The sequence below is a fragment of the Leptothoe sp. LEGE 181152 genome, from assembly GCF_032906605.1.
GTDB lineage: Bacteria > Cyanobacteriota > Cyanobacteriia > Phormidesmidales > Phormidesmidaceae > Leptothoe > Leptothoe turfae.
Genome location: NZ_JASATU010000058.1, coordinates 236,787 through 249,080 on the forward strand (window position 1 = coordinate 236,787; position 12,294 = coordinate 249,080).

Annotated in this window: 12 protein-coding genes; 4 read left to right on the plus strand and 8 right to left on the minus strand. The window is 46.6% G+C overall.

Translation table 11 applies throughout. The annotated features are described in order from the left end of the window. Positions 1-305 precede the first annotated feature (305 nt). Complete coding sequence (locus QGP82_RS26725) at positions 306-1,913, plus strand: ABC transporter substrate-binding protein (RefSeq protein WP_499061553.1); 1,608 nt, start codon at positions 306-308, stop codon at positions 1,911-1,913. Positions 1,914-2,063: 150 nt separating this feature from the next. Here the strand turns inward: QGP82_RS26725 and QGP82_RS26730 are convergent, their stop codons facing one another. Continuing rightward, positions 2,064-2,348 carry a DUF3288 family protein gene (locus tag QGP82_RS26730; protein WP_163659426.1) on the minus strand — a complete coding sequence of 95 codons (285 nt, stop codon included), beginning with the start codon at positions 2,346-2,348 and terminating at the stop codon, positions 2,064-2,066. A 243-nt stretch (positions 2,349-2,591) separates the two neighbouring features. Here QGP82_RS26730 and larE point away from each other — a divergent pair, with 243 nt between their 5' ends. Next, positions 2,592-3,410, plus strand: coding sequence for an ATP-dependent sacrificial sulfur transferase LarE (gene larE, locus QGP82_RS26735; protein ID WP_499061554.1), 819 nt, complete (start codon positions 2,592-2,594; stop codon positions 3,408-3,410). Positions 3,411-3,465: 55 nt separating this feature from the next. Here the strand turns inward: larE and QGP82_RS26740 are convergent, their stop codons facing one another. Both QGP82_RS26740 and fusA read right to left on the minus strand, forming a co-directional pair. Further along, positions 3,466-3,588, minus strand: a complete 123-nt coding sequence (locus tag QGP82_RS26740; protein WP_499061555.1) for a hypothetical protein — start codon at positions 3,586-3,588, stop codon at positions 3,466-3,468. Between the two features lie 35 nt (positions 3,589-3,623). After that, positions 3,624-5,711, minus strand: coding sequence for an elongation factor G (gene fusA / locus QGP82_RS26745; RefSeq protein ID WP_499061556.1), 2,088 nt, complete (start codon positions 5,709-5,711; stop codon positions 3,624-3,626). A 502-nt stretch (positions 5,712-6,213) separates the two neighbouring features. Here fusA and QGP82_RS26750 point away from each other — a divergent pair. Beyond that, a complete protein-coding gene (locus QGP82_RS26750; protein WP_006519020.1) occupies positions 6,214-6,498 on the plus strand; it encodes a hypothetical protein in 285 nt (94 codons plus the stop codon). On the opposite strand, the gene QGP82_RS26755 is transcribed toward QGP82_RS26750, so the two are convergent. After that, the gene (locus tag QGP82_RS26755; RefSeq protein ID WP_163700606.1) at positions 6,473-7,237 is read right to left on the minus strand and encodes a DUF429 domain-containing protein; all 765 of its coding nucleotides are present in this window, start codon (positions 7,235-7,237) and stop codon (positions 6,473-6,475) included. The genes QGP82_RS26750 and QGP82_RS26755 overlap by 26 nt on opposite strands. 270 nt (positions 7,238-7,507) lie before the next feature. Between QGP82_RS26755 and QGP82_RS26760 the strand changes: the two genes are divergently transcribed. After that, complete coding sequence (locus tag QGP82_RS26760; protein WP_163659421.1) at positions 7,508-8,764, plus strand: adenylate/guanylate cyclase domain-containing protein; 1,257 nt, start codon at positions 7,508-7,510, stop codon at positions 8,762-8,764. 2 nt (positions 8,765-8,766) lie between these two features. Here QGP82_RS26760 and QGP82_RS26765 read toward each other — a convergent pair whose 3' ends face one another. The 4 genes from QGP82_RS26765 to QGP82_RS26780 form a co-directional block, all read right to left on the minus strand. Then, positions 8,767-9,120 carry a slr1659 superfamily regulator gene (locus tag QGP82_RS26765; protein WP_163659420.1) on the minus strand — a complete coding sequence of 118 codons (354 nt, stop codon included), beginning with the start codon at positions 9,118-9,120 and terminating at the stop codon, positions 8,767-8,769. A gap of 71 nt (positions 9,121-9,191) precedes the next feature. Next, positions 9,192-9,788 (minus strand): slr1658 family protein, encoded by a 597-nt coding sequence (locus tag QGP82_RS26770; protein WP_250564656.1) that lies wholly within the window; start codon positions 9,786-9,788, stop codon positions 9,192-9,194. An 88-nt stretch (positions 9,789-9,876) separates the two neighbouring features. Next, positions 9,877-10,191 (minus strand): hypothetical protein, encoded by a 315-nt coding sequence (locus QGP82_RS26775; RefSeq protein WP_250564655.1) that lies wholly within the window; start codon positions 10,189-10,191, stop codon positions 9,877-9,879. A gap of 97 nt (positions 10,192-10,288) precedes the next feature. After that, positions 10,289-11,998 carry a PP2C family protein-serine/threonine phosphatase gene (locus QGP82_RS26780; RefSeq protein ID WP_499061557.1) on the minus strand — a complete coding sequence of 570 codons (1,710 nt, stop codon included), beginning with the start codon at positions 11,996-11,998 and terminating at the stop codon, positions 10,289-10,291. Positions 11,999-12,294 lie beyond the last annotated feature (296 nt).

Genomic DNA, 12,294 nt, shown 5'->3' on the forward strand with positions numbered 1-12,294 from the left:
TCCTCGACTCTAAATCAATAGATTCAACCGTTTTAAGTCAGGAAAGTCGTATGCCAATAACATATCTTTGTATCTCCGCTCTTATTGTAAGCATCCGTGACGCTACCCCACATATTTTTGAAATTAAGCGTACGGGTATTAAGATTAACTTTGTATAAACACTAGGCATTTTCGATACTTGTAATGTCTAAAGATTAAGCATAAAACAAAAAATAAAGTTCTTGTAATTGGTCCTGATACTCACAGAAGAATTGGAATAACATTCATAGTAAAAGGTGCTAACCCCCCACCAACAAAAAAACGCTATGATATCACTGTCTAGTCAGTCTCACTATTTAAATAGTCTCTCTTCTCCACAGGGAATGCGCAACAGTTTTTCGTCACCCTGTACTGTTTGTGGCCGTTTTCATTCCACTCAAGATCACTGGAATTTAATGGCAGACATAGAAATGCCACAGAATCCAGCTGACTTGATCGATGACTTGGTAAAGATGCGGATTTATCAGCCATCTGCCATTGAGGCAGCTGATTCCATCACCCAGGCAGAGCTGCGGACAGCTTTGTTTATTAGCATGGTGGGCCAAGGTAAACCAAAACGAGAGCGGGTGGTGAGAGATTTGATCAAATTAGCTGGCGGTCTCGACCAGGCATTTAGTGCCGCGTTTGGCCCCAAAGCTGGTGAGTTTTTTACTGATGCTAAACGCATGAGTCAGGTGACTCGACGCAAATTTCTACAGAACATTGCCGTGGGGGCTGCCCTTGTCAGCTTAGCTAACTGTGGCTCAGCCACGGAAGTGGCTGAAGAACCTGCAGATGCTCCAGCCGTGGGAGATCTAGAAAAGACTGATCTGAAGGTAGCCTTTCTACCGATCACCTGCTCCACACCCATTATTATGTCGAAGCCATTGGGCTTCTATAAGAAGCACGGTCTCAATGTAGACTTAATTAAGTATTACAGTTGGTCAGTGGTGAGAGACGCGGCTATCACAGGTGACCTGGATGCTTACCATATGCTAGCTCCTATGCCCATTGCCATGTCTCTTGGTCTAGGGTCAGCACCCTTCCCGGTGAGGCTAGCTAGTATCGAGAACAATAATGGTCAAGGCATTGCCGTTGCCAAAAAACATCTAGGTAAAATTAACGGCCCGGAAGACTTTAGGGGCATGAGTATTGGGGTGCCCTATGATTATTCCAATCACAATCTGCTGATACGTTACTATCTTGCATCTGGAGGGTTGGATCCTGACAAAGATGCCAATGTGTTGGTCCTACCACCGCCGGATGCGATCGCAAAAATGGCTTCCGGCCAAATCGACGCCTTTATTATGCCCGACAACTTTACCCAGCGGGTTGTTCAAGACGACATCGGCTTTATTCACCTGCTTAGCAAAGATTTGTGGGAAGGCCATCCCTGCTGTGCCTTTGTTGCTACCCAAAACTGGATTAATGATCATCCCAAAACGTTTCGGGCCTTGAACAAGGCCATTATTGACGGGGCCAACTATGCCAATGACCCTGTCAATCGTAAAGAAATTGCAGCGACCATTGCTCCACAAGAATATCTCAATCAACCATTACCGGTACTAGAAGCCGTCATGACTGGGCAGTTTGAAGATGGGCAAGGAAACTCCTTTGATATTCCAGATCGCATTTATTTTGATCCCTATCCTTGGAAGAGTTTTGCAAGTTGGATTACGACCCAACTCGTACGTTGGAATTATGTACCGACTGATAAACCCACCAGAGGTGTAGAAGATTTCTTCTTAACTGATTTAGCAAGAGAACTTGCACAAGAGTTAGGAGTGGATGCACCAGAGGAATTATCTCGAATTGAAAAGATGAAATTCGGCGATTTTGACCCAGGCCAAGCAGAGACCTATCTGAAACAACAAATTGATACGTTTGGTGTATAGAGAACGTGATCACACTTAAGATTGTCGTATTCACACGAGCCTAAAGACAAGACAAATAATCATTATCAATAGGCTGCCCTGAGCGTTCTTTCAGTTTCCCAATTGAGAGAGCGCTCAGAGTTTTATTACATAATCGATACTGATGTGGCCTTAGCTCCAATCCTCCTTTTTTGTCCGCTGCGCTTTATACAGCATTTCAGTCTGATGAATCTCACGGGTTTTGGCCATTAGGTCATCTTCCGTTAGCGACCAGTTTGCCAACACGGTATCTAAATCCTGCTGAATATCCCGTGCCCCTGGAAATCCGTCATAGCGAATGCGCAATCGGGCTAGCTCAATTAAGTTAAAGTCTGTCGCTTCACCATTGAGCAGATTAGTCACAATCTCGCGATCTGCCTTGTACTGGGGATGGGTAAGTTCTTTTTTTTCGGCCATGGGGAGCTACAGGTACTGATTCAGCCAGGCTAATGGTAACCCAGGTGAGCACTTAAAATAGCGTATCAGTCCAATGCTCTAATATTAGAACATCAAGATTTCAATGGTAATCATAAAAAGGTATGTAATGGAATCTGCACTTGTTGTGGAAAATCAGTCCATTATCGCTTATTAAATCTTAGTGATTTCGTTAGGCTAGGCATAGTGCCCCCTATGGACGAGCCTAACTTCAGATTGCAGACTATGACGATTACCCAAAAACTCTATCAGCTCCAGTCGATATTTTATGCAATGGATCGAGCCCTGATTGCTTACTCCGGCGGTATTGACAGCACACTGGTAGCCAGGATCGCCCACGATGTTCTCGGATCCCAAGCCCTCGCCGTCACGGCTGATTCTCCGTCACTCATGTTCGAAGACCTGGAAGCGGCAAAAAGTCAGGCAGTCTTTATGGGGCTTAATCATCGCATTGTCCAAACCCATGAAATGGACAACCCCAACTACACCAGTAACCCCACCAATCGCTGCTACTTCTGCAAAAGCGAGCTGCACGACACTCTGAAACCACTGGCGATGGCTGAAGACTATCCTTATGTTGTGGATGGTCTCAACGCCGATGACCTGCAAGACTATCGCCCTGGTATCCAGGCTGCTAAAGAACGGGGCGTACGCTCTCCCTTGGCAGAGGTCGGGATCAGTAAATTAGACGTTCGGGAAATGTCAAAGTATCTGGGCCTGCCTTGGTGGGATAAACCATCGCAGCCCTGCTTAAGCTCACGATTTCCCTATGGTGAGCTGATCACCACTGAAAAACTACACCGCGTCGGTCAGTGCGAACGCTATCTGCGCCAACTGGGTATACGTAATCTGCGGGTTCGGTCTGATGGGGAGACAGCACGCATTGAATTGCCGCCTGACGGCATCAAAGACTTTGTTGCCACAGTGGATCTAAACACCCTGGTGACTGCTTTTCAAGAGTATGGCTTCACCTATGTCACCCTAGATTTAGAAGGGTATAAAAGCGGGAAATTAAATCGCGTTTTGGAGAAAACCGTGGTTTAACAAGCCAAAACTGTCTGGTGGATGCCCAGCCGTATTAGTACTCTGTGGCGTAAGTTTATCCACTATCAAAGGTGGATGAGTCGATGGGGCGATGGGTGGATACAATCGCTGCTAAATTTCTGCCATCGGAACTAGACAATAAAAAACCTCGGCTAGCAACTAGCCGAGGTTGACTCATTCATTGTTCAACAAGAGGGCTTTGAGTCTCTAAACCTAAGCCGCTACACCCTGACGCTCTTTAGCTTCCTTGATCACCTCTTCAGCAACGTTCTTAGGACAAGGCGCATACTTTTCGAAGGACATGGAAAACTGGCCACGACCAGACGTCATCGTACGCAGGTCGCCGATGTAGCCAAACATCTCACTTAGGGGCACATCGGCCTTGATACGCACACCAGTGGCACCGACGTCTTGGCCGAGGATCATGCCGCGACGACGGTTGAGGTCACCGATTACATCACCGACATAATCCTCAGGGGCAAATACGTCCACCTTCATGATCGGCTCTAGAATCTGAGGACCGGCTTTAATGAAGGACTGACGATAGCCTGCCTTAGCAGCAATTTCGAATGCGATCGCACTGGAGTCAACCGGATGGAAACCACCATCCGTCAGGGTCACCTTCAGATCCACCACAGGGAACCCGGCTAGCATCCCCTTATCCATACTGGCCGCAAAGCCTTTCTCCACAGCAGGCCAGAATTCACGAGGCACATTACCACCGGTTACCTTAGACTCAAACTCAAAGCCAGCACCAGCCTCATTGGGTTCAATGATGTAGTCAATCTTGCCGTATTGACCTGAACCACCGGACTGCTTCTTGTGGGTATAGCTGTCTTGTAGCACCTTAGTGATGGACTCGCGGTAGGCTACCTGAGGCTTACCAACTTCCACTTCGATACCGTGGGTACGCTTCAGAATATCCACCTTAATGTCCAGGTGCAGCTCACCCATACCCTTCAGAATGATTTCGCCGCTTTCTTGATCAGTCTCCACCTGGAAAGAGGGATCTTCTTGAACCATTTTGCTCAGGGCAATACCCATCTTCTCAGATTCACCCTTCTTCTTAGCTTCAACTGCGATAGAAATCACAGGGTCGGGGAAGACCATAGGTTCTAGCGTAGCTGGATTCTTGGGGTCGCACAGGGTATGACCAGTTTGTACGGTCTTCATACCCAGTAGCGCCACAATGTCACCCGCTTGAGCTGCAGCCATCTCCTGTCGGTCATCAGCATGCATTTCAACAATGCGGCTAACGCGCTCGTTCTTGCCAGTAGCTGTATTCAAGATAGTGTCACCCTTCTTGACGGTACCGGAGTAAATCCGGGCAAATGTCAGAGCGCCAAAGCGGTCGTCCATAATCTTAAACGCCAGCGCGCGCAAAGGCTTTTCAGGATCAACGTAAGCCAGCTCGCCAGTCTCATTACCTTCGAGATCAACCTCAGGCTGAGGCTTAACTTCAGTTGGGGCCGGCAGGTAATCAACAACCGCATCCAGCACCAGCTGTACACCCTTGTTCTTAAAGGAAGAACCACAGTAAGTGGGGAAGAAAGCTAACTCACGGGTTCCCTTGCGAATACAGGCTTTAATCTCATTAATGGAGATATCTTCACCTTCGAGATACTTCTCCATGATGTCGTCGTCCTGCTCAACAGCCGCCTCGACTAGCTTCTCGCGCCACTCGGCGACGTCATCGACCATATCAGCAGGGATATCCTTGACCTCATAGTTCATCGGCTCACCAGAATCATCCCAAATCCAGGCTTTCTCAGTGAGCAAATCAACCACACCAACGAAGTCATTCTCAATGCCGATGGGCAGCACCATCACCAAAGGATTCGCCGCCAGCACGTTCTTAACCTGGTCTACTACGCGGTAAAAATCAGCACCGGTCCGGTCTAGCTTGTTGACGTAGATAATACGGGCTACCTCAGAGTCGTTAGCATAGCGCCAGTTCGTTTCAGACTGAGGTTCTACACCACCTGAGCCGCAAAATACACCGATACCGCCATCTAGTACCTTCAGGGAACGATATACCTCAATAGTGAAGTCAACGTGACCAGGGGTGTCAATAATATTGAGCTGATGTTCGTTCCAGAAACAGGAGGTGGCGGCAGACTGAATCGTAATGCCTCGCTCTTTTTCCTGGTCCATAAAGTCGGTGGTCGCTGCACCGTCATGTACCTCACCGATCTTGTGTACCTTACCGGTCAAATTCAAGATCCGCTCAGTGGTGGTGGTCTTACCCGCGTCTACGTGGGCAAAAATGCCAATATTTCGATAAGTGCTGAGATCTTTCATGGGTATTATCTAGGGTTTAACTACGTCTCCAAACAGTTTTTGACCACCTTTAGGACCGTTTCAGGACCATTCAGAGCTAAAGCAGACTTGCCAAGCAGGGGGCACAGACGCCCCAAGCAATAGATATATTACTTCAAAATTATTCACATTCCCTGAATTCTTAGGACAGAGAAGTCTAAGAATCCAGAGAATGTGAATAACGTATAGCTGCTGATAGATAGATAGAACCATGTTATCAACTTAACCAGTGCAATGGTATGCATGCGCATAGGGATAACCGATCTGCCACCCGGCATTAGTTCACTTCGTTGTATCAAGGGGCATCCATGCCTGACATTGGCAAAAAAAAGGCCACTATAAAGTGACCTTTAAGAGATTCGATAAATAAAATGGGTCCCGCGACTTGCTGGGCGTAAACCCCTCAATCTGCTGCAATCTAGGTTCCTTGATGAATCTAGATTGCCCACAATTGAATAAGAACTCCCTAATCCGCCAACCTCCCATGACAGTTCCCCATCATTCGCCTAATTCATCTGATGTACTTCTATGGCTATGTCATGTCCGAAAGTTTTGCTTCACTCCGGAACGCGGCCATCATTGGGCATCATTTTTTGCCACCATCCCAGCGAGTTCTAAACAAATGATTCGGGAAAATCTGAGTCACGAACAGGAGGTACAGATTTGGGACATCTACAACTACAATCGCGTCAACCGCTGTGCCCTGGCAGAGCATTATTGCTATGATCGGGCGGCGGATCCATTTAACTGCCACCAATTGGAGCTGTAGTAAGTTTGTAATTACGTACATCGTAGGCCATCGGCACAACGATATAGCCTGAGGCTAAACTGCCCAGCACCTGGTTACGAGCATGGCCCCAATACCACCAGTGGGCGGCTCCATAGGCACAGACAATACTGTCAAGCTGATCTTCCACCGCTTTCAAGGCCAACCCTCCCTTAGGTATGGCAGGGAGCGTATCCACCATTAAGCGCGGTGTATGGTGAGGCAAATGCTGCAAAATTAAGGACCGGAGTCGGTAAAGTTGTTGACGTCGCTGAGCAACACGACCTTTTTTATATTTAAGAATATGCGACAGCCCAAAAAGATGCACCATGGCTGGGTGAGGAAAAAACTCGATCTGATAACGACCAGATTGTCTGGGTTTTAGAGTTGGTGCATGGAGGAAGCCTTGCTCAGTTAACGCCTCACCAAAGGCCACGAGTTGAGTGGCAAATGCAGACGCCTGATTCGCTGGGTAACAACCGGCATGATATTTACCAAAGTGTTTGTGAGCTAGACGATCCGGTTCACGCATTCCCGTTGGGTTCGGAATAATTGTCGGCGCATCCACAGCCACCATCGCGGGGACCGGTGTTGGCGCATGTTGATGCAGCCAGGCCAAGACATCGCCATGGGTAGTCATTCGATCAAGAATACTTAAAGAGAGGCAATCATTTTCCCAGTGCAGGCAGCAAACACCACTCGGTCCCGTTTGCCAACCCAAATCAACGCCCAAAAAAATCATAAATTGCTGAAGATGTCCATGCTTGGCTAAGGGCTGACAACATCAACTAACCACGTTGTTGCCTGATGATACCGGATCTGATTCTGAGAGCTAGGAACATCTAGATGTAGAGTCCGCAAAGTTACGGAGATATTTCTATATCTTATCTCCAATCAGAACCATAATGGTCGTGGAGATTACAGTTCACATTGGCCCTTCATTTGAGATGGTTGCTGAAAGCTCCTGTGGTGTCTTTACCTTGCCAGTCATTCAATCCATCGTCCGTCCGACATGAAACTCGAGTCATCCATAGCCAACACCTGTACTCACAGCTCAAAGGACGCCGAGCTCATTGAACTACGTATACATAATGAAAAGCTCAGGGCAGACAATAGCGATCTGCAATCAATGATAGATATTGTCACAGAGCATTCGACCATTTTAGAGAACGCGTTAGAAACGCAGAACCAAGAAATGGCGGATTACATTGAGCAGGTCAAACAGATTACGGCAGCGGCCATTACGGTCCAAAATAATACCTTCACTCCCCACAGTCTTACAGCAACGGCCCTGCGCGGTGATGAACTCGGTAACCTGGCTCGGGTATTTTCAGAAACGGTACAGTCTGTGAAACGCCAAGAACAAAAACTTATTGAAACGAATGCCCATCTCTCAGATCTTTTGGAGTCTTATAGTCGCTTTATCCCTCCAGAATATTTAACGTTTCTTCAGCGAGATAGTATTCTCGACATCAAGCTGGGAGATCATGTGAGTAAAGAGATGGCGATTATGTTCTCTGACATTCGTGCCTTTACCACCCTCTCTGAGCAAATGACGCCCCAAGAGAATTTTGATTTTGTTAATGCCTATTTGCGCCGCATTAGTCCAGAAATTCGCAAGCACAATGGCTTCATTGTTAAATATCTAGGTGACGGCATGATGGCCGTTTTTCCCGATGGCGTTGATGATGCATTGCAGGCAGGCATTGCCAAAGTCAATCAGATCAGAACCTATAATCAGCATCGCCTTACTGAAGGCTATCCACCACTGACGGTGGGTATTGGTTTACATGCTGGCCACATGATGGTCGGTATGGTGGGGGAGACAAATCGCATGCAGGCCGATGCCGTGTCTGACAATGTTAATCTAACAGCTCGTTTAGAAGGTTTGACCAAATACTACGGAGTATCGCTGTTAATTTCAGAAGATGTGATGCTCAAGCTAGAGCAACCCAATAAGTATTCGGTGCGACTGATAGACCGCATCGTTGTCAAAGGTCGCCAAGAGCCCATCACCATCTATGAGGTGCTCAATGCAGACATAAATTCGGTCCGTAAATTGAAGCTAGAAACCCTGCCAATGTATCAACAGGGACGACACTTCTATCAAGAAGGTGACTGGGCAAAAGCCATGGCCTGCTTTGAAGCTGTTCTAAAGATCAATCCCATTGATAAAACAGTTCAGTTTTATCTAGAACGTATTCAGCAGATGGCTCAGCAACCAATGCCCAAGCACTGGAATGGTGTCTGGGCATTTACCGAGAAATAAGATCACTCCAAAACAATTTCTAAACTAGGCAACAGTCGCTTTAAGTTCTTGAGAGACTTTCCCTGCCAGGGAGTGTCTTCACTGCCCACAACCATCATATTCACTGTTTTAGCTGAGCGAACACGAATAACAAATTTGGAAATCATACTGATACCAGAGCTATTGAGGAATTTTAAGTCCCTGAGTTCGAGGGTAATTAGCTCAGGTTCTCGTTGGAGCAATTCTCCCATCAGTTCATCAATGGGGGCATAGGCATCTGGGCCACTCAGTCTTAGAGAACCGTGAAATTTAATAGTCGCCGTTTGGTTGTCGCACTGGACTTTGTAGCTTTCCCCTTCAATCGTGTGAATCCCCATAGTATTTATTCCTTGTTGTCCGTCATAGGTAATCATTGATATCAGATACTTTTTATAGTTAGAGAGCGCTATCAAACTGTGAGCTGCGCCATCGTCGTCACTGTAAAATTTGCTGATTGGTATTCAGATGGCCTAAATTTCCAACCTAAATGGGCCTGGTAGTCATTTTGAATTGTGATAAACCCCATGCCAGAACCAGGGATGGAGGTGTCAGTGGCACTGCGCTCAAGCTGACGCAGATAAAAGTCATCAGGATCTGAACCAAGAAAATCTTGAATAAAGCGTTGTAGTCTGGTTGCGCCATCAAATGAAAGACCATTGCTAACGGATAGAACAATGGTTGAAGGTATCCCTTGCAATAAGTGCAAGCTAAATTTAATCGGCTCTTCTGAGGGTTCATAGTTGAATTTCATCGCATTTTCCAGAAGCTCATTGGCAATGTAGTTGATGGCTGCTTTGATTTCTGTTTGTCGCCGTTTATGTTGACTATTAGCGTCATAGATAGGCAAAAATGTAGTCAAATAATCAGCAACAAAATCAGCGGAAATACCATTGTTACGCCACCGTTGTTGCACAGTCAGCGATGTCGGAGAAAAGCCTAATTCTAAATACTCATGGTGAGTTTTCGGTATATTGTCCTTAAACTCACCAAAGATTTTGGTCATCATAGTTAAGCTCTAGTTTCATTAAATGTCGTCTTTTAGATAGAGGGCATATTCCACTCATTGTATTCAGCAGAACTAGCCATTTTTGCGATTACCGGTTATAGGCCACCACAGTTCCTGTCAGCCATAGTAATAAGGACAACACGTGGACGGGTAAAAATAGCCAGAGGTTCAGCTCATGCCATTTACCCTCGTGTACATCTTCGAGCCAATCTGTTCGGCGCACGGCCACTTGCAAAACGTCACCTGTAGCTGCAGCTACCTGGGTTTTTAATTCGCCATGATCTTGTAAAAAGATACCGGTGGCAATAATAAAGATCATGGGAATAGAAATTGCGATCGCAATCCACCGATGAGATAAACGATGCCACCGGGCAACCCGCTTATTGAATGACGCTGAAGACATAGGATATTCTTTAAATTAAAGGAAGAGATTCATTCGTTCACACCGTGGATCGCTGACGTAGAGTGACTATTTCTACAACTCAGCCAAAACTTAAACATTAGGCCAGATTCACCGTCGCCATGGTTGGCCGTTTCAACACCAGCAGGGTGATATCGTCAAAAACTTTGTGGGTGCCAATGTGGGTTTGCACATCCTGAATCACCCGTCTGCGAATCTCTTCCGCAGGTAAGTGCCAATGGAGTTGGACCAACTCACATAGCCGTGGCAATCCATAATGAGTTCCGTCACTATTCTCAGCTTCGGTAATCCCATCGGTGTAAAGAACAATACCGTCACCAGGGTCAAGGTTGATGTGAGTTTGATCAATAAACTCAGAAATGTCGGACTCTAACCCCAATGGAAACCCTAAATCAATGGTGTCAATACGCTCTAAACCACCATCTTTACGAACAATGATCACCTCTTCATGCTGCCCCGTTAGACTGACCTTACCGCCACTGTAATCCAACAGTGACAACGTCATATTGCGTTCGGAGTTCATCCGTTGCACATTGGCATAGATCGTTTGATTCAGGGTCTTTAGCACTTTTGCAGAATCTGACTCACCGTGGAGTAACAGTGTGCGCACTGCTGTTTGAGCCATGAGCATCAGCATGCCACTTTCAAGACCATGGCCGGTAACATCGCCAATACCAATTTGTGTCCGACCATTAAATTGCAACACATCGAAGTAGTCACCGCCAAATTCTTCCGCAGGCTCCATAAATGTGGCAATATCCAGCTGATGAATTTGTTTAAGTTCTTTCTCCTTAGGCAGGATCAGCGCTTGCAGCTGTCGGCTAACCTCCAGCTCCGCTGACATTCTTACATTTTCAGCGGCCAGCTTCTGATTCAAATGCATAATCTGAGTATTTGCAGACGCTAGCTGCGCCGTCCGTTCTTGAACTCTCTTCTCCAGCGTGCGGCTATAGTCCCCAATCAGGCTAGACAGTTTTTCATAGGTATCCACCATGTAGCCAATCTCATCGTATCGCTTGCCCTCAAGCGGTTGATAGATCGTTGTGGTGGTACCAAACTCGGTATGCTCTCGGGTATCGGTACTCAAACGGGCTTGACGACTTTCATCGAGAAACGTGGTGAACCGACTAATGCGACGCATAGGATCGGTGACAGCAAATGCTAAGACTCCAGAGCACACCAGAATAAATACGATCAGTCCCCCGGTGCTAATCAACAATACCGTTCTGATGTGGCTTTGATTATTTGCTGTGAGTGTTTGTCGGTCGAGGTCAATCTGCTTCAATACATGGGTGAGTTCTTCGCCCACCTCTCCCCCTTCGCCCCGCACGTACTGATCACCTGCCCGCGGGTCTTGCGTTTGCTTAAAGATTTGGACACCTTCTGCATAGGTATCCATGAGCAATGCATGGTTTTTCAATAACTGCTCTAAATCTTTACGGTAGGGCTCTGCCAATGGATACTGCAACACGTTATTCGTCTGCTGCTCAATCTTGACCGTCATGTCGTTGACACGGTCTAAATACTTGGCCAAGTCTTCTGAATTATGGCCACGCAGAAATAAATTTTTTCGATCTTTCGCCTGGCGATTGAAATAATCATTGATGATCTCAACTTCACGGTTCAGTTCATCAAACTCCAGGGTGGAACGATGAATGCTTTCAACGCTATTGGCAACGTAGTAAACGGCTGATGATAAGGCCGCAATCAAAAAGAATGCATACCCCCCCCAAAGCCACAGGGTTTTATGGAGGACACTGTTTCTTTGAAGGCGATTAAATGGGGCCATTTGAAATGTTCGCTAGCTAGAAAAATGCGCCTAGGGTGTGAGTTTTGATCGCTGTCTCAAATGATTTCCGTAGCGCCTGTAGACATTATTCACGTCTCAAGCTCTCCTTAGAGCCACTATCTTATTCTTGGTTAGCTTCTTGGTTAGCTGTCAGCTGATTATGGGCCAGGTAGGACTTTAGTCCCGAATTGTTGAAACCATTAACAATTCAGATACAGAATTCATTCAGTTGTCCGTAGACAATGCACGCAAACTGTTGTGAATGCTTCTATGATGTCAGTCGTCTTCGCCCGCAG